25 protein-coding genes are annotated in these 16,436 nt (G+C 69.0%); 4 read left to right on the plus strand and 21 right to left on the minus strand.

All coding sequences use genetic code 11. The annotated features are described in order from the left end of the window. Nucleotide 1 precedes the first annotated feature (1 nt). Genes eccE through QSK30_RS17465 form a run of 3 tightly spaced genes read left to right on the plus strand, consistent with a single transcriptional unit; the run spans nt 2 to nt 3,117 of the window. Nucleotides 2-1,186, plus strand: a complete 1,185-nt coding sequence (gene eccE, locus QSK30_RS17455) for a type VII secretion protein EccE (RefSeq protein WP_285504039.1) — start codon at nt 2-4, stop codon at nt 1,184-1,186. Beyond that, nucleotides 1,183-1,914 (plus strand): hypothetical protein, encoded by a 732-nt coding sequence (locus QSK30_RS17460; protein WP_285504040.1) that lies wholly within the window; start codon nt 1,183-1,185, stop codon nt 1,912-1,914. Before eccE ends, QSK30_RS17460 begins: the two co-directional genes overlap by 4 nt. A 54-nt stretch (nt 1,915-1,968) precedes the next feature. Further along, nucleotides 1,969-3,117: an ArsB/NhaD family transporter gene (locus QSK30_RS17465; protein ID WP_285504041.1), complete on the plus strand. Its 1,149-nt coding sequence runs from the start codon at nt 1,969-1,971 to the stop codon at nt 3,115-3,117. A gap of 88 nt (nt 3,118-3,205) precedes the next feature. Here the strand turns inward: QSK30_RS17465 and QSK30_RS17470 are convergent, their stop codons facing one another. The 11 genes from QSK30_RS17470 to infA form a co-directional block, all read right to left on the minus strand. After that, nucleotides 3,206-3,892 carry a hypothetical protein gene (locus QSK30_RS17470; RefSeq protein ID WP_285504042.1) on the minus strand — a complete coding sequence of 229 codons (687 nt, stop codon included), beginning with the start codon at nt 3,890-3,892 and terminating at the stop codon, nt 3,206-3,208. Beyond that, nucleotides 3,876-4,070 (minus strand): hypothetical protein, encoded by a 195-nt coding sequence (locus QSK30_RS17475; RefSeq protein WP_285504044.1) that lies wholly within the window; start codon nt 4,068-4,070, stop codon nt 3,876-3,878. The genes QSK30_RS17470 and QSK30_RS17475 overlap by 17 nt, the downstream gene beginning before the upstream one ends. Nucleotides 4,071-4,168: 98 nt before the next feature. Continuing rightward, nucleotides 4,169-5,014, minus strand: coding sequence for a tRNA pseudouridine(38-40) synthase TruA (truA, locus tag QSK30_RS17480; protein WP_502871847.1), 846 nt, complete (start codon nt 5,012-5,014; stop codon nt 4,169-4,171). Beyond that, nucleotides 5,011-5,709 (minus strand): 50S ribosomal protein L17, sunset domain variant, encoded by a 699-nt coding sequence (rplQ, locus tag QSK30_RS37160; protein WP_502871845.1) that lies wholly within the window; start codon nt 5,707-5,709, stop codon nt 5,011-5,013. The genes truA and rplQ overlap by 4 nt, the downstream gene beginning before the upstream one ends. A gap of 47 nt (nt 5,710-5,756) precedes the next feature. After that, the gene (locus tag QSK30_RS17490) at nt 5,757-6,806 is read right to left on the minus strand and encodes a DNA-directed RNA polymerase subunit alpha (protein WP_285504045.1); all 1,050 of its coding nucleotides are present in this window, start codon (nt 6,804-6,806) and stop codon (nt 5,757-5,759) included. A 116-nt stretch (nt 6,807-6,922) separates the two neighbouring features. Beyond that, on the minus strand, nt 6,923-7,528 hold the full coding sequence (rpsD, locus tag QSK30_RS17495; protein WP_285504046.1) for a 30S ribosomal protein S4: 606 nt from the start codon (nt 7,526-7,528) through the stop codon (nt 6,923-6,925). Nucleotides 7,529-7,551: 23 nt separating this feature from the next. Next, nucleotides 7,552-7,959, minus strand: a complete 408-nt coding sequence (rpsK, locus tag QSK30_RS17500; RefSeq protein ID WP_285504048.1) for a 30S ribosomal protein S11 — start codon at nt 7,957-7,959, stop codon at nt 7,552-7,554. Nucleotides 7,960-7,974: 15 nt separating this feature from the next. After that, nucleotides 7,975-8,157: a hypothetical protein gene (locus QSK30_RS17505; protein WP_092777701.1), complete on the minus strand. Its 183-nt coding sequence runs from the start codon at nt 8,155-8,157 to the stop codon at nt 7,975-7,977. Continuing rightward, nucleotides 8,154-8,534 carry a 30S ribosomal protein S13 gene (rpsM, locus tag QSK30_RS17510; protein ID WP_121389596.1) on the minus strand — a complete coding sequence of 127 codons (381 nt, stop codon included), beginning with the start codon at nt 8,532-8,534 and terminating at the stop codon, nt 8,154-8,156. The genes QSK30_RS17505 and rpsM overlap by 4 nt, the downstream gene beginning before the upstream one ends. A gap of 170 nt (nt 8,535-8,704) precedes the next feature. Further along, nucleotides 8,705-8,818: a 50S ribosomal protein L36 gene (rpmJ, locus tag QSK30_RS17515; protein WP_018682809.1), complete on the minus strand. Its 114-nt coding sequence runs from the start codon at nt 8,816-8,818 to the stop codon at nt 8,705-8,707. Between the two features lie 82 nt (nt 8,819-8,900). Next, nucleotides 8,901-9,122, minus strand: coding sequence for a translation initiation factor IF-1 (gene infA / locus QSK30_RS17520; RefSeq protein ID WP_005166804.1), 222 nt, complete (start codon nt 9,120-9,122; stop codon nt 8,901-8,903). Between the two features lie 300 nt (nt 9,123-9,422). On the opposite strand from infA, the gene QSK30_RS17525 reads away from it, so the two are divergent. Beyond that, nucleotides 9,423-9,884, plus strand: a complete 462-nt coding sequence (locus QSK30_RS17525; protein WP_285504052.1) for a DUF6416 domain-containing protein — start codon at nt 9,423-9,425, stop codon at nt 9,882-9,884. Nucleotides 9,885-9,917: 33 nt separating this feature from the next. Here QSK30_RS17525 and map read toward each other — a convergent pair whose 3' ends face one another. The 10 genes from map to rplF form a co-directional block, all read right to left on the minus strand. Further along, nucleotides 9,918-10,688, minus strand: a complete 771-nt coding sequence (map, locus tag QSK30_RS17530) for a type I methionyl aminopeptidase (RefSeq protein WP_285504220.1) — start codon at nt 10,686-10,688, stop codon at nt 9,918-9,920. A gap of 53 nt (nt 10,689-10,741) precedes the next feature. Next, a complete protein-coding gene (locus tag QSK30_RS17535) occupies nt 10,742-11,296 on the minus strand; it encodes an adenylate kinase (protein ID WP_285504054.1) in 555 nt (184 codons plus the stop codon). Continuing rightward, nucleotides 11,293-12,594, minus strand: coding sequence for a preprotein translocase subunit SecY (gene secY, locus QSK30_RS17540; protein ID WP_285504056.1), 1,302 nt, complete (start codon nt 12,592-12,594; stop codon nt 11,293-11,295). The genes QSK30_RS17535 and secY overlap by 4 nt, the downstream gene beginning before the upstream one ends. A 207-nt stretch (nt 12,595-12,801) precedes the next feature. Beyond that, the gene (locus QSK30_RS17545; RefSeq protein WP_285504058.1) at nt 12,802-13,446 is read right to left on the minus strand and encodes a LysE family translocator; all 645 of its coding nucleotides are present in this window, start codon (nt 13,444-13,446) and stop codon (nt 12,802-12,804) included. 452 nt (nt 13,447-13,898) lie between these two features. Next, a complete protein-coding gene (locus tag QSK30_RS17550) occupies nt 13,899-14,072 on the minus strand; it encodes a hypothetical protein (protein ID WP_285504060.1) in 174 nt (57 codons plus the stop codon). Between the two features lie 88 nt (nt 14,073-14,160). After that, a complete protein-coding gene (rplO, locus tag QSK30_RS17555; protein WP_285504223.1) occupies nt 14,161-14,607 on the minus strand; it encodes a 50S ribosomal protein L15 in 447 nt (148 codons plus the stop codon). Continuing rightward, nucleotides 14,604-14,786 carry a 50S ribosomal protein L30 gene (gene rpmD, locus QSK30_RS17560; RefSeq protein WP_285504225.1) on the minus strand — a complete coding sequence of 61 codons (183 nt, stop codon included), beginning with the start codon at nt 14,784-14,786 and terminating at the stop codon, nt 14,604-14,606. Before rpmD ends, rplO begins: the two co-directional genes overlap by 4 nt. Nucleotides 14,787-14,788: 2 nt before the next feature. Next, nucleotides 14,789-15,457, minus strand: coding sequence for a 30S ribosomal protein S5 (rpsE, locus tag QSK30_RS17565; protein WP_285504062.1), 669 nt, complete (start codon nt 15,455-15,457; stop codon nt 14,789-14,791). A gap of 28 nt (nt 15,458-15,485) precedes the next feature. Beyond that, a complete protein-coding gene (rplR, locus tag QSK30_RS17570) occupies nt 15,486-15,887 on the minus strand; it encodes a 50S ribosomal protein L18 (protein ID WP_285504064.1) in 402 nt (133 codons plus the stop codon). Between the two features lie 2 nt (nt 15,888-15,889). Further along, nucleotides 15,890-16,429, minus strand: a complete 540-nt coding sequence (gene rplF / locus QSK30_RS17575) for a 50S ribosomal protein L6 (protein ID WP_285504065.1) — start codon at nt 16,427-16,429, stop codon at nt 15,890-15,892. Between the last annotated feature and the right edge of the window lie 7 nt (nt 16,430-16,436).

The following is a 16,436-nucleotide window of genomic DNA, read 5'->3' on the forward strand; positions in this document are numbered from 1 at the left end:
GGTGGCGAACCTGATCGTCCTCGAGCTCGGCGTGGCGATCGGCCTGATCTTGCTGGCCGTCAACCTGAACCTGCGCTACATCGCCATCGGTATCGCCGCCGTTGCCCTGATCGTGGCATTCCTGCGCTGGCGCGGCCGTTGGTTCACCCAGTGGGTCGGTCTGACGGTCCGCTACACCTTCCGTTCGCACTCCCGGGTGAGCAAGCCGCCGAGCCCGGTGACCATCGAGAACCTGGCCGCCGAGGACGGCGCCGCGGTCACCGGCCCGGACGACGCGCGGGTCAGCCTGCTGCGGCTGGCCGTCCCCGACCTGGTGGTGGCGCACGGCGTCGACCACGAGCGCAGGCCGCTGGGCCTGGCCTGGCACGAGGGCACCTGGACCGCGGTGCTGCTGGTCGACCCGGCGCCCGCGCTGGTCAGCCAGGTCGGTTCGACGCCGAGCCTGCCGCTGGGCGCGCTGGCGCCGTGCCTGGAGGACCGCGGCGTGGTCCTCGACGCGATCCAGGTGATCTGGCACTGCTACCCGGGCAGCGCGGCGCTCCCGCCGAACTCCCCCGCGCTGGCGTCCTACCTGGAGGTTCTCGGCCCGCTGTCCGCGGTGGCCCGACGCACCACGTGGGTGGCGGTCCGGCTGGACCCGCGCCGCTGCCCGGCCGCGGTGCGCGAGCGCGGCGGCGGCGTCGTGGGCGCCCACCGCGCGCTGATCGGCGCGCTGTCGCGGGTGCGCAACGCCCTGGAGTCACGCGGCGTGCCGACCCGGCCGCTGGACCCGGACGAGCTGCTCAAGGCGGGCATCGCCTCGGCCGAGCTCACCGGGGTGGCGGGCTCGAACGACAAGGTCAACCTGCGCGAGCGCTGGACCGGCGTCACCGCGGCGGGCATCGGGCACGCCAGCTACGCGATCACCGGCTGGCCCCAGGGCAAGGTCGCGACCAGCCTCAACGCGCTCACCGGGGTACGCGCGCTGTCGGCCACCGTGGCAATGTCGATCTCGCCGGGCGCCGACGAGGGCCAGGTCGGCCTGCGCGGTCTGGTCCGGGTCAGCGCCCGGACGCCGGAGGAGCTGGCGCACGCCGACGACCGGCTGACCGCGATCTCCGACCGGCTCGGCATCACGCTCACGCCGCTGCGCGGGCTGCAGGTGGCCGGGCTGGCGGCGACGCTGCCGCTGGGAGGACGGGCATGAGCGGGTCGAGCAGGCTGCTGGACACCCAGGGCGGCGCGGGCGGCATCGCGCCGGAGTTCCTGGTCTCGCCGGAGATGCTGGACGCGGTCAGCCCGTCCGGCGACCGCGGCGGCATGGTGCTGGGCTCCGGCCTCGCGGGCGAGCCGCTGACGATCTCGGCGCTGCGGCCCGCACCGACCAGGATCGTGCTGGTCGGCGGGCTCTACCTGGCCCGACAGGTCGCTTTGCGGGCGATGGCGGTGGGCGCGTGGGTGGTCGTGGCCACCGGTCGCCCGGCGGCCTGGCAGGTGCTGCAGAAGGCCGCCGGGACCACTCCGGACGGTCGGCCCGCGCCGCTGGTGCAGATCCGCCGGTTGAGCCCGGTGGAGCTGCCGCGCCCGTCCGAGGACGGCCCCCTGCTGGTCGTGCACGACGGCGGTCCGACACCGCAGGAGCTGTTCCCGCCGCGTTCCCCTTGGCAGACCACGGTTTACGTCCTGCCGTACATGCACCCGCAGGCAGGCGCGACGGCCAACGCGGCGGATCTCGTCCTGCTGCAACGGCTCCCGGTCGGCCAGGCCCAGCTGGCGGCCCGCATCTGGCGGCTGCCCCCGCCGATGGTGCAGCAGCTGACCACCCTCGCCGACGACCAGGTGGTGGCCCTCGGCCGCAACCTCTGGCGCCCGCTGCGGCTGGTCACCACGGCGAAGGAGCAGCAGATCCTCGGCCCGGTCCGCCGGGGCGACTGAACGGGTCAGGCTCGGCCGAATTGCGCTTCGCCCGCGAGGTTGCGAGCATCGCGCGTGCGCATCCAACCGCTGGACTGGGTCCGAATCGGCCTGCTGGCCCTCGGAGTCCTGTTCGTCCTCACCGGACTCCTCCCCGCCACGGACGCGGCGGCCAGTATGCGCCGGATCGCGCCGCTGCTGCTGTTCCTGGCCAGTGTGATCGTCTTGGCGACCCTGGCCAGGTACGCCCAGGTCTTCGACGTCATCGCGACCCGACTGGCCATCCTGGGCCGGGGCAACCGGGTGGCGCTCTTCCTGCTGTGCGCCGGTTTCGCCGCGCTCACCACCACGATCCTCAACCTCGACACCACCGCGGTGCTGCTGACACCGGTGTTCCTGGCACTGGCGGCACGCTGCGGACTGGCACCGCTACCACTGGCCATGACCACGATCTGGCTGGCGAACACCGCGAGCCTGCTACTCCCGGTGTCCAACCTGACCAACCTGCTCGCCGCCGACCGCGTGGCCATGTCCGCGACGGAGTTCGCCGCGCGGATGTGGCTACCCCAACTGGTTTCCATCATGGTCACGCTGGTGTTCCTGTGGTTCTGCTACTGGCGCAAGACCACGAAGTACGTGCCGCCCGAACCGCTGCGCCCCGACCACCCGGTCCTGTGCGCGATCTCAGCGGTGGCGTGCGTGCTGTTCGTGGCAGCCATCCCGATCTTCGGCGACGCGATCGGATTCGCGGCACTGGGCGCGGCCCTGGTCGTGGTGGCGGCATTCGCGGTACTGGACCGACCACGACTCCGCCCCACACTGGTCCCGTGGCGACTGCTGGTGTTGGTGACCGGCCTGTTCCTCGTGGTGCCAACACTGGGCAGATTGGGGTTGACCGACCTGGTGACCGCGGTGGTCGGGACGAACCCGGACGCCCTGCGAGTGGCCCTGAGCGGAGCCGGACTGTCCAATGTGGTCAACAACCTACCCGCCTACGCGGCGGTGGAACCCGCCGTACCAACGGATCGCTTGCTGGCACTGTTGGTGGGAGCGAACGTCGGCCCGATCGTGACCCCGTGGGCCTCACTGGCCACGCTGCTGTGCCTGGAAATCTGCCGCACACACGGACTGCGCGTCAGCCTCCGCAGATTCACCCTCACCGGACTGGGACTGGCCGCAATAGCACTACCGGCCTGCGTCGGAGCCCTACTCCTGACCGCGTGAGCAACACGATCAGGTCCAACTGGCGGGCCGCCCGCACGATAGACATCCGACTCGACCGACTTCAGAACGGCTGATCGAGAACGCGGCGTCACCAGCAGTGCAGCGCCTTGGGTTCGTCCATCGGGTGTCCACCAGCGGGTGGGAGCACCGTGTAACCCAGTCGACTCAGGGCGGTGGCCGCGGTCTCGGGCATGTCCCTGACCACGGTCATCGCCTGGTAGCGCCGCCACCGTGCCCGACCACCTCGAACGAGGTGCTCCCAACCGGGTTCGGCGTCCATGCCGCAGTCGCGCACCAAGAACTCGATGACGTCCTCGACGCACGGCCGGAATCGAGCACCGCCAACCGGGAGGTGCAGGGATTCCATGCTGTGCGGGGTCGAGTGACCTGCACGGGCAAGGAGGTGGGAGAGGGCGCCACGGTGGCCATGGACCTGGATGTGGGCGGTGGGCTTGCTGTGCGCGTCACGTTCGTAGTCCCAGCGGACTATGGGCGCCCGGTCGACGTCAGCACTGAGCTTCATCGTCGACTTCTCGACCGCGAGGAACGACCGGGAGGAGTCGACGCGGCAGCGCACACTGATGTCGAGCCTGCCCAGCCGCAGGCCTTGGGCGCGCAACGAGATCGGCGTCTCCGGCCGGACGACCCGCCGATCATCGAGGCGTTCGACAACCACGTTGGGGGCGTCGGCGAAGACGCCGCCCAGCAGTGTGCCGAGCTCGTCGGCGAAAACCGCGACCCCGTCGTCCAGGAGATCGTCAAGCGGCTGGGTCATGTTCACCGAGGAGGAAACCGATCTCCTGCAGGTCGTCCCAGTCCGCCCACTCTTCACCTGTCAACTCGAAGGAGGCAGCCCGCCGGTGCATCTCGGCCAGCGTGGTGCGGCGCGTCTCGAGGATCCGACGGCGGCGCTCAAGGAGTTGCGTGTGGGTCACATCCACGATCCGGGTCATCACACCTCCGCAGCCGAAGTCCAGGGTCTCTTTGTACCACCGGGGACCGACGAAAGCCGAGGCCGAGTCCGCACCCGGACCTCACCCCATCAGGTGATTCACCGGGTGCGTACGTTGCGGGTGACCTGGGCTCTCGCGGCCAGGTCCTCGTCCGCCGGGTAGTCGACGCCGATCAGGGCGAGGCCGTGGGCCGGGGCGACGGAGATCGCGCTGGGGCGTTCGGTGGCGCTCAGCATGGATGCGGGCCAGTCGACCGGTTTGCGCCCTTCTCCCACCGCCAGCAGTGCGCCCACGAGGCTGCGGACCATCGAGTGGCAGAAGGCGTCCGCTGACACCCAGGCCTCCAGCAGAGACCCCGTGCGGGTCCACTTGAGACGTTGGAGTTCGCGGATCGTGCTGGCGCCGTCGCGGCGTTTGCAGAAGGCGACGAAGTTGTGTTCGCCGGTCAGCAGGGTTGAGGCGGCGTTCAGGGACGGTAGGTCCAGGGGGCGCGGCCACGGCACGATGTGCCCCCGGGTGAGCGGGTCGGCCTGCCAAGCGGCGTCGCACACGCGGTAGACGTAGTGCCTGCGGAGTGCGGTGAAGCGGGCGTCGAAGTCCAGCGGGACTTGGCGCATGGCGGAGACGCGCACATCTACGGGCAGGGCGCGCGAAAGGCGTGGCACCAAGGCATCCACGTCGACGTCACTGGGGATGTCCATGTGCGCCACCTGGCCCGTCGCGTGGACCCCGGCGTCGGTGCGGCCCGCGACGGTCAGCCGGACGCGGCGGCGCAGGATCTGGGTCAGGGCCTCCTCCAGCACCCCGCACACCGTGCGGCGGGCCGGTTGTACCGCCCAACCCGAGAAATCCGTGCCGTCGTAGGCGATGTCGAGCCGGACGCGGACGAGCCCGCCGTCCCCGGGGGGAGTGGCGGGCTCGTCTGCTGGGTCGTGCTGGGTCAGGACTTGTCCTCAGTGGACTCTTCGGCCGCGTCGGTCTGCTGCGACTTGGGCAGCGAGAAACCGGCCGCCTCGGCCGCCTCGGCGGTGGCGAACCACACCTCGGCCACGGTCCGGTCGTAGAACTGGCTGTCCGGCACGTGGTAGAGCATCGAGTCGGCGTTGCCCTTGATCGAGAAGCCCTCGGGGGCCGAGCCGTCCGCCAGCGGGGCGTGCGAGCCCTCGCCGTAGGGGGCCTCGTCCGCCGGGTCGGCGGCCTCGGTCTTCGGGGTCTCGTCGACCTTCTTGGTGTCCTTGGCGAACTTGGTCTTGCGCGCGGCCTCGGCCTCGGCGGTGACCGTCTTCTCCTGGATCAGCTCGATGACCGCCATGGGGGCGTTGTCGCCCTTGCGCGGCATGGTCTTCACGATCCGGGTGTAGCCACCCTTGCGGTCGCTGAAGAACGGGCCGATCTCGACGCACAGGCGCTGCACGACGTCCTTGTCGCGGATCACCTTCATGATCTCGCGGCGGTTGTGCAGGTCGCCGACCTTGGCCTTGGTGATCAGGCGCTCGGCGTACGGGCGCAGCCGCTTCGCCTTGGCCTCGGTGGTGGTGATCCGGCCGTGCTGGAACAGCGCGGTGGCCAGGTTCGCCAGGATCAGCCGCTCGTGGGCCGGACCGCCGCCGAGACGGGCGCCCTTGGTTGGGGTGGGCATTTCTTGCTCCTTGGGGAAATCCGCTGCTCAAGCAGTCCGGTATGGACTTAGAGCTGCTCGGTCTCTGCGTAGTCCTGGCCGTCGTCGGTGCCGGTGTCCGGGGTGTCCGACCAGCTGTCGGTCGCGTAGTCCGCGGCGGCCGCGGTCGGGTCGAACCCGGGCGGGCTGTCCTTGAGCGCGAGGCCGAGGCCGACGAGCTTCATCTTGACCTCGTCGATCGACTTCGCCCCGAAGTTGCGGATGTCGAGCAGGTCCGCCTCGCTGCGCGAGACGAGCTCGCCCACCGTGTGGATGCCCTCGCGCTTGAGGCAGTTGTAGGAGCGCACGGTGAGGTCGAGGTCCTCGATCGGCATCGCGTAGGCGGCGATGGTGTCCGCCTCCTGCGGCGAGGGGCCGATCTCGATGCCCTCGGCGTCGACGTTGAGCTCGCGCGCCAGCCCGAACAGCTCGACCAGCGTCTTGCCCGCGGACGCCACGGCGTCGCGCGGGGTGATCGACGGCTTGGTCTCGACGTCGAGGATGAGCTTGTCGAAGTCGGTGCGCTGCTCGACGCGGGTGGCCTCGACCTTGTAGGTCACCTTCAGCACCGGCGAGTAGATCGAGTCGACCGGGATCCGGCCGATCTCGGCGCCCGCCTGCTTGTTCTGCACGGCCGGGACGTAGCCGCGACCGCGCTCGACGACGAGCTCGATCTCCAGCTTGCCCTTGCCGTTCAGGGTGGCGATGTGCAGGTCGGGGTTGTGCACCGTGACACCGGCGGGCGGCACGATGTCACCCGCGGTGACCTCACCGGGGCCCTGCTTGCGCAGGTACATCGTCACCGGCTCGTCCTCCTCCGAGGAGACGACGAGCTCCTTGAGGTTGAGGATGATGTCGGTGACGTCCTCCTTGACCCCCGGCACGGTGGTGAACTCGTGCAGCACACCGTCGATGCGGATGCTGGTGACCGAGGCACCGGGGATCGAGGACAGCAGGGTGCGCCGCAGCGAGTTGCCCAGGGTGTAGCCGAATCCGGGCTCGAGCGGCTCGATGACGAAGCGGGAGCGGGTCTCGACGACCGGCTCCTCGGCAAGGCCGGGACGCTGTGAGATGAGCACTTCTTGGTTCTTCCTTCCCGATGGCGCCCGCTATTTGACGCCGGTGGTGATGGGACGGCCGCTCTCCGGGGAGAGCGGCCGGGGCGGCGGCTCCCGCGCCGCCGCCCCGTTCTCGCTTACTTCGAGTAGAACTCGACGATGAGCTGCTCCTGCACGGGCACGTCGATCTGCGCGCGCTCGGGCAGCTGGTGCACCAGGATCCGCAGGTTGGACTGCACGACCTGCAGCCAGCCCGGGATCGGGCGGTCGCCGAAGGACTCCTTGGCGGCCACGAAGGGCAGCGTCGGCAGCGACTTGGGCTTCACGTCGATGATGTCGAACTTCGACACCTGGAAGCTCGGGATGTTGACCTTCTTGCCGTTCACGATGAAGTGACCGTGGCTGACCAGCTGGCGGGCCTGACGGCGCGTGCGGGCGAGCCCGGCGCGGTAGACCACGTTGTCCAAACGGGACTCCAGCAGCTGGAGCAGGACCTCACCGGTCTTGCCCTTGCGGCGCACGGACTCCTCGTAGTACTTGCGGAACTGCCGCTCGAGGATGCCGTAGGTGTAGCGCGCCTTCTGCTTCTCCTGCAGCTGGAGCAGGTACTCGCTCTCCTTGACCCGACCGCGGCCGTGCTGGCCGGGCGGGTAGGGACGACGCTCGAACGCCTGGTCGCCGCCGACGAGGTCGACCTTGAGCCTGCGCGAGATGCGGGTCGCGGGGCCGGTGTAACGTGCCATGACTTGCTATTCCTCCCCGTTCCTCAGACCCGGCGCCGCTTGGGCGGGCGGCAACCGTTGTGCGGCTGCGGGGTCACGTCCTGGATGGTGCCGACCTCGAGGCCCGCCGCCTGCAGCGAGCGGATCGCGGTCTCCCGGCCGGAGCCGGGACCCTTGACGAACACGTCGACCTTCTTCATGCCGTGCTCGGCCGCCTTGCGGGCCGCGCTCTCCGCGGCCATCTGGGCGGCGAACGGGGTCGACTTGCGGGAGCCCTTGAAGCCGACGTGGCCGGAGGACGCCCAGGCGATCACCGCGCCGGTCGGGTCGGTGATCGAGACGATCGTGTTGTTGAACGTGCTCTTGATGTGGGCGTGCCCATGCGAGACGTTCTTCTTTTCCTTGCGCCGGACCTTCTTGACTCCGGTGCCGGTACGGGACTTCGGTGGCATGTCTGTGGGGTTCTCCTAGCTGGTGCGCGAGGTGGTGATCTCAGGAGCTGCGTTGCGGATGATTGATCCGGCGTCCGTGTAGAGCTCGCGCAAAGCGGCCGGGCGGGCACACTTGGGCGCGACGGTGAGGGCCATGAAGGCCCGGTTCCGGCGTCGTTGGGGAACGACGGCGACCACGGTCTCGCAGCTCTTGGTCACTTCTTTCCGGCCTTCTTCTTGCCTGCGACCGTCTTCTTCGGGCCCTTGCGGGTACGGGCGTTGGTCTTGGTCCGCTGACCGCGGACGGGCAGACCGCGGCGCCACCGCAGGCCCTCGTAGCAGCCGATCTCGATCTTGCGGCGAATGTCGGCCTGCACCTCGCGGCGGAGGTCACCCTCGACCTTGAAGTTGGTCTCGATGTATTCCCGGAGCCGGACGACGTCCTCGTCGGACAGGTCCTTGGCCCGCAGGTCCGGACTGATTCCGGTGGCGGTCAGCAGCTCCTTGGAGCGGGTCCGACCGATACCGAAGATGTAGGTCAGCGCGATCTCCATCCGCTTTTCGCGGGGGAGGTCCACGCCGGCGACGCGTGCCATTGCGGCGATGTCTCCTCTTGAGTTCGCTCCAGGTCTGCTCCCGCACCACCCCGGGCGGTTGCCCGGGCCCCGGCCTGAAGTCCGGGGGTGAGCCGGATCCGTGTGATCCGACAGGTAGCGGGAGGTCGTCTTCGTGCTGTCGCGTCGTTCCGCGACCGGCTAGGCGGCGATCAGCCCTGGCGCTGCTTGTGGCGCAGGTTCTCGCAGATCACCATGACCCGCCCGTGACGGCGGATCACCTTGCACTTGTCGCAGATCTTCTTGACGCTCGGGTTGACCTTCACGTCTGCTTTCTCCTGCTTCGGCCGCGTGTCCCCGCACGAGCGGGGACACCAGTAGTGGCTTCCCGGCTGGTTCGCCGGGGGGTCACTTGTAGCGGTAGACGATGCGGCCGCGGGACAGGTCGTAGGGCGAAAGCTCTACGACGACCCGGTCCTCGGGCAGGATGCGGATGTAGTGCTGCCGCATCTTGCCGCTGATGTGTGCCAGGACCTTGTGGCCGTTCTCCAACTCGACGCGGAACATCGCGTTGGGGAGTGGCTCGACCACGCGGCCTTCGACCTCGATGGCCCCGTCCTTCTTGCCCATGTCCTCCGCGTTTCGTGACAGTTGTGGGTGTAGCTTCGGCTTGTTCGAGCTGGCCGCCAAGCACGCAGCACGGCAACAACCAGCACACCGGGCGACACGCACGACGGAATCGGCGCTTTGACAGCGCCAGCGGTCAAGTGTACGCGCGTGTACACCAGGCACCCAAATCGGGTCCCGCGCGGGGCCGTGTCGAACACCCATCCCCGCTCCCCACCTCTCCGAGATGTCTCTCAGGGGGTATTGGATATCTCCGCCGCCATCCAGTAGGCTTTGAGGTATCCAAGAGCCCTGGGAGGTTCCATGCACACCCACACGACCGATGTAACCGTCGCGGTCCCGACCGACCGACTGCCCGAGTTCTACAGCTGGTACGGGGCCTGGCTCGGCGGGCGGGTCGCCGACGCCGAACAAGGCGTCGCAGAGACCGAGCCCGCGGTCGCCACCGCGTGGACGGCTGAAGACGACGAGCTCGCGGCCGCTCTCTGGGCGAAGCTCAGCCGAACCGCGCGCGCCCTCTTCTCGACCTGGATCGACGCGCCTGAGCACCGGTTCAGCGGAGACGAGCTGGCCGAACTGCTCGGCCAGAGCAAGGGCAAACACGCCATCGCGGGCATCCTCGCGTGGCCGGGCAAGTACTGCACCGCGCTGGGGCGCACGTGGCCGTGGTCTTGGGAGTACCCGGAGAACAGCACCGCCCGGTACTGGATGAGCACGACCATGGCGACGCTGTTCGCCGCTGCCCGCGCTCAGGTCGACGGGTGATCAACAGTGAGGGGCGGTTTCCGGCGCTGAGCGCTACTCCGGGGCGGTGAGGACCCAGGGGCCGTCTTCGGTGACGGCGACCGTGTGCTCCCAGTGCGCCGCGCGGGAGCCGTCGGCGGTGACGACGGTCCAGCCGTCCTCCAGCTCGACGGTCTCCTCGGTGCCCAGGGTCAGCATCGGCTCGATGGCGATGGCCATGCCGACCCGCAGGCGGGGGCCCTTGCCGGGCTTGCCGTAGTTGGGCAGGAACGGGTCCATGTGCATCGCACTGCCGATGCCGTGGCCGCCGTACTCGCGGACGATGCCGTACGACCGGCCGTGTGCCCGCTCGGAGGCGTGCACCGAGGTCTCGATCGCGTGCGAGATGTCGGTGAGCCGGGCACCGGGGGTGACCGCCTTGATGCCCGCCTCCATCGACGCCCTGGTCGCGTCCGAGAGCGCCTGCTCGGTGTCGGCGATCGAGCCGACGAACAGGGTGACCGCCGAGTCGCCGTGCCAGTCGTCGAGGATGGCGCCGCAGTCGACCGAGATCAGGTCGCCGTCGGCGAGGACCTGGGTCTTGGCCGGGATGCCGTGCACGATCTGCTCGTTCACCGAGGCGCAGATGCTCGCCGGGAAGCCGTGGTAGCCCTTGAAGGACGGCACGGCCCCGGCGTCGCGGATGGTCTGCTCGGCGATCTCGTCGAGCTCGGCGGTGCTCACGCCCGCGCGGGCCTGGGCGGCGACGTTGGCCAGGGCCTTCGCCACCACCAAGCCCGCGGCGCGCATCGCCTCGAGCTGGGTCGGGGTCTTGATCTCGATCATCCGCGCGCGCCAGGACGCGAGCGCCAGGCGGAACCCGCCGAGAACGCCACCGGTCACGTCCGGTCGCGCAGCGCGGTGAGCACCCGCGCGGTGATCTCGTCGACCTCGCCGACGGCGTCCACCGTGATGAGCGCGTCGCCGTAGTAGTCGAGCAGCGGCGCGGTCTCCGACCGGTAGACCTCCTGCCGGTGCCGGATGACCGACTCGCTGTCGTCGTCCCGGCCGCGGGCGAGCAGGCGCTCGACCACCAGTTCCTCGTCGATCTTGAACTCGACCACCGCGTCCAGCTTGGCGTCCGCGGCGCTGAGGATCTTGCCCAGCACCTCGGCCTGCCCCACGTTGCGCGGGAAGCCGTCGAGCAGGAAGCCGTCGCGGGCGTCCGGTTCGTCGAGCCGCACGCGCACCATCTCGTTGGTCACCTCGTCCGGGACCAGCTGTCCCGAGTCGAGGTAGCGCTTGACGTCCTGGCCGAGCTCGGTGTTGTTCGCGATGTGCGCCCGGAAGAGGTCACCCGTGGAGATGTGCGGTACGCCGAGCTCGTGGCTCAACGCGGTCGCCTGGGTGCCCTTTCCCGCTCCGGGCGGGCCAACGAGAACAACACGCGTCACTTGAGGAACCCTTCGTAGTTGCGCTGCATCAGCTGGCTCTCGATCTGCTTCACCGTGTCCAGGCCGACGCCGACCATGATCAGCACCGCGGTGCCGCCGAACGGGAAGTTCTGGTTCTGGCCGGAACCGGTGACGTCGAGGAAGAAGTTCGGCAGCACAGCGATGATGCCGAGGTAGATGGAGCCGGGCAGGGTGATCCGGCTCAGCACGAAGCTCAGGTACTCGGACGTGGGCCGACCCGGTCGGATGCCCGGGATGAACCCGCCGAACTTGCGCATCTCGTCAGCGCGCTCGTTCACGTTGAACGTGATCGTGATGTAGAAGTACGTGAAGAAGATGATCAGTGCGAAGTAGACCGTGATGTGCACCCAGTCGGACTGGCTCACGATGTGGTTGGCGATGAACTGCTGCCACCACGAGTTGTCCTGGCCGACCAGGCGCGAGATCAGGTCCGGCAGGTAGAGCAGCGACGAGGCGAAGATGACCGGGATGACGCCCGCCTGGTTCACCTTGAGCGGCAGGTAGGTCGAGGTGCCGCCGTACATCCGGCGCCCGATCATGCGCTTGGCGTACTGCACCGGGATCCGGCGCTGGCCCTGCTCGACGAACACGACGCTGGCGATGATGACCAGGCCGAAGACGCAGACCACGGTGAACACCAGGCCGCCCTGGCCGGAGAGGATGTTGGCGCCCTCGGCCGGGATCCGGGCGGCGATGTTGACGAACATCAGCAGCGACATGCCGTTGCCGATACCGCGCTCGGTGATCAGCTCGCCGAACCACATGATCATCGCGGTACCCGCGGTCATCGTGATCACCACGACGGCCAGGGTGAACACGGTGCTGTTCGGGATGATGTCGTCCGGGCAGTTGGCGAAGAGCTGCTTGCGGTCGGCCATCGCCACGATGCCGGTCGCCTGCAGGATCGCCAGGGCGATGGTCAGGTAGCGGGTGTACTGCGTGAGCTTGCCCTGACCGGCCTGACCCTCCTTCTTGAGCTGCTCGAAGCGCGGGATGACCACCGTCAGGAGCTGGATGATGATGCTCGCGGTGATGTAGGGCATGATCCCCAGCGCGAAAACGGACAGCTGCAGCAGGGCACCGCCGCTGAACAGGTTCAGCAGGCCGTAGATGCCCGAGCTGTCAACGCTCTCGATGCACTTCTGCACGTTGGGGTAGGAGACACCCGGTGACGGAAGCGTTGCACCCACGCGATAGATCGCGATGATCCCGAGTGTGAACAGGATCTTGCGGCGCAGGTCCGGCGTCGCGAGAGCCGAGCGGAAGGCGCTGAGCACCGCAGGAACCTCCTCGGCGTCACCGGCACTCTGTGCCGGTGAACGGCTTAACCGGCTGGTCGCCGGCGGGTACAGGGCCCGGCCACCAGGTACTGGCAAGCCAGGAACGCTTCGGGGGCCTATACCCCGAAGCGTGCTCTCGACTCTAACAGCACCACCAGCGCGTCCAGCACCCCGTGGGTCCTACAACCTGGTCACCGAACCGCCTCAGCGGGGTGACGTGGCCAACAGGGCCGCCAGGCCCAACAGGACGACGCCGGTACCGCGGTCGATCCGGCGGTGCGCCCGCCCGCTCATCCGCACCACCCGCACCACGGCGCCGATCCCGACGTAGATGCTGCCCGCGGCCAACTCCGCGACCAGGTACACCGCGCCGAGCAGGAGCACCTGCCCGGCGACCGCGCCGCGACCGGGGTCGACGAACTGCGGGACGAACGCGGTGAAGATCAGCACGGCCTTGGGGTTGGTGACCGCGACCAGGAACTCCTTGCGCGCCAGGGCGAGCAGCGTCGGCGCCGGGGTCAGGTCCAGGTCGGCCTCGGGGGCGGGGCCCGCGCGGAAGCTGGTGTAGAGGATGCGGCCGCCGAGCCAGAGCAGGTAGGCGACACCGACCCACTTGATCACGGTGAGCGCGGTCTCGGAGGCGGCCAAGAGGCTGCCGAGACCGGCGGCCACGGCCGCGATGAGCAGGGCGAACCCGGTGAGCCTGCCGAAGAGGGCGGCGACACCGCGGGCGGTCCCGTAGCGCATGCCGTGGTGCATGCCGAGCAGGTTGTTGGCGCCCGGGGTCATAGCGACCAGGAACGCGGCACCGAGGAAGACGAGCAGCCACATGGCCGCTAGTCCTATCATCCGATGGGTGCTGGTTCTAAGGGGTTAACCGGGAAATCACCAGTTGTGCTTGTGGCTTGGGCGGCGTTTGGCGCTGCGGCCCTGGGGCGTGGTCGGGCTGTGGCGCTGTGTTGCCCTGGTTGGGTCTAGCGGCCCTGGGTTGCCCGGGTTAGAAGCGGGGGCTCGATCTAGGAGTCGCCTTGGTGTTGCCGTCTTCGTTGCCCGGGTTAGAAGCGGGGCTCGATCTAGTGAACTCACTTCGTGTGGGGCCCCTAGAGCACCGCGGTGGTGAAAAAAGGGCGGGTGAAGGGCATCCCCACCACACGGCAAGTTTAGCGGTGCTCTCCCCCCACACGAAGCGAGTCCACTAGATCGAGCATCCGTAGCGGGACTTGCGTTCCAGCGGGGTCGGCCTCACCGCTGCGGAACCAGCGTGGTCCGCCTTCGGCAGCGGTACCAGCGGGGGTCGGCCTTCACTCGCCTTCCAGGGGGGGAAACGTTTTCGTTCGTCTCTTCCTCTTTCTGACTCTTCTCTGTCTTCCTCCCCTCGCCCTCTCCCTCTGGTCCTCTCCCTCTGGCTCTCTCCCTCTGGCCCTCTTTCTCCCCCTCTCCTCCTTCCTCTCCCCTCTTCCTCCCTTCCTCCTCACTTCTCCCGCTCGCCGCCTGGGCTTCCTGGAACGCGCCGAGGCCGGGCACGCTGTGCGTGCCCGGCCTCGGTTTGTAGCTGTGCTGGGTCTAGACCTTCGTGGCGGTGCCGCCCGCCGCGGTGAGCTTTTCGGCCGCGCTGGCCGAGAACTTGTCCGCGGTGATGTCGAGCTTGACGCCGTTGAGGTCGCCGTTGCCCAGGACCTTGACCAGGGAGCCCTTGCGGACCAGCCCGGCGTGGACCAGGTCGGCGATGCCCACGGTGCCGCCGTCGGGGAAGGCCGTGGCCACGTCGCCGACGTTGACGACCTGGTACTCGACCCGGAAGCGGTTCTTGAAGCCCTTGAGCTTCGGGAGCCGCATCTGGATCGGCATCTGGCCACCCTCGAAGCGCGCGGGGACGTTCTTGCGCGCCTTGGTGCCCTTGGTACCGCGACCGGCGGTCTTGCCCTTGGAGCCCTCACCGCGACCGACGCGGATCTTGTCGGTCTTGGCGCCGGGAGCCGGACGCAGGTGGTGGATCTTGATAGCCATCAGTCGACCTCCTCGACGGTGACGAGGTGGCGGACGGTGTGGATCAGGCCGCGCACCTGGGGAGTGTCCTCGCGGACCGTGGTCTGCCGGATCTTGCGCAGGCCCAGGGTGCGGAGGGACTCACGGTGGTTGCGCTTGGTGCCGATGGAGCTCTTGACCTGGGTCACCTTGAGCTGAGCCATGGTCACGCCCCCGATCCGGCCGTCTGCGCCGCCGCACGGGCGCGCAGCATGCCCGCGGGAGCGACATCCTCCAGCGGCAGGCCGCGGCGGGCCGCGACCTCCTCCGGGCGCTGCAGGCCGCGCAGGGCGGCCATGGTCGCGTGCACGATGTTGATCGCGTTGTCGGAGCCGAGCGACTTCGACAGCACGTCGTGCACGCCCGCGCACTCCAGCACCGCGCGGACCGGACCACCGGCGATGACGCCGGTACCGGCGCTTGCCGGGCGGAGCAGCACGACGCCCGCGGCCTTCTCACCCTGGATCGGGTGCGGGATGGTGCCGCCGATGCGCGGGACGCGGAAGAAGTTCTTCTTCGCCTCCTCGACGCCCTTGGCGATCGCGGCGGGCACCTCCTTGGCCTTGCCGTAGCCGACACCGACCATGCCGTCGCCGTCGCCGACGACCACCAGGGCGGTGAAGCTGAAGCGACGACCGCCCTTCACGACCTTGGCGACGCGGTTGATCGCCACGACGCGCTCGAGGTGCGGGGTCTTCTCGGCGGGGGCGCCACGGCCACCGCCGTCCCGGCGATCCCTGCGGTCACGACGCTCACCGCGGTCGTTGCCGCCACTGCCACCCTGACCGCCGCCCGGGCCGCCCTGGCCGCCGAACTGCCGCGTACGTCCCGGCATCAGGCGTTCCTTCCCTTGTTGCTCTTCATCAGAACTCCAGCCCCGCTTCGCGGGCCGAGTCGGCCAGCGAGGCGATCCGGCCGGTGTACTTGTTGCCGCCCCGGTCGAAGACGACCTTGGCGATCCCGGCGTCCTTGGCCCGACCAGCGAGCAGGGCACCGACCTTGGCCGCGCGGGCCTTCTTGTCGCCATCGACCGCGCGCACGTCCGCCTCGAGGCTGGACGCGCTCGCGAGGGTGTGGCCCGCCAGGTCGTCGATGATCTGCGCGGTGATGTGCCGCGCGGACCTGTGCACGACCAGGCGCGGGCGCTCCGTGGTTCCGCTGACCTTCTTGCGGAGCCGGAAGTGCCTGCGGGTCTTGGAGACGCGCCGGGCGGTGGAGATGTCCTTGCCCACCGGCTTGCGCTTGGTGACAGTCGCTTCGCTCATGATCACTTACCCGTCTTTCCGACCTTGCGGCGGATCTTCTCGCCCGCGTACCGCACGCCCTTGCCCTTGTACGGGTCGGGCTTGCGCAGCTTGCGGATGTTGGCCGCGACCTCGCCGACCCGCTGCTTGTCGATGCCCGAGACGGAGAACTTGGTGGGGCTCTCCACCGCGAAGGTGATGCCTTCGGGAGCGGGAACCTTCACCGGGTGGCTGTAACCGAGCGCGAACTCCAGGTCCGAACCCTTGGCCACGACGCGGTAACCGACGCCGTGGATCTCCATCTTCTTCTCGTACCCGGCGGTGACGCCGACCACGACGTTGTTGACCAGCGAGCGGGTCAGGCCGTGCAGGGCACGGTTCTGGCGCTCGTCGTTGGGCCGGGTGACCTCGAGCGTGCCGTCCTCGGCACGCGCGACGACGATCGGCTCGGCCACGGTGAGCGCGAGGGTGCCCTTGGGACCCTTCACGCTGACCTGCTGGCCCTCGATGGTGACGTCAACCCCGGCCGGGACGGGGATCGGAAGCCTTCCGATGCGAGACATTCGTTTT

The organism is Actinokineospora sp. NBRC 105648 (assembly GCF_030269645.1).
In the GTDB taxonomy this organism is placed as follows: Bacteria; Actinomycetota; Actinomycetes; order Mycobacteriales; family Pseudonocardiaceae; genus Actinokineospora.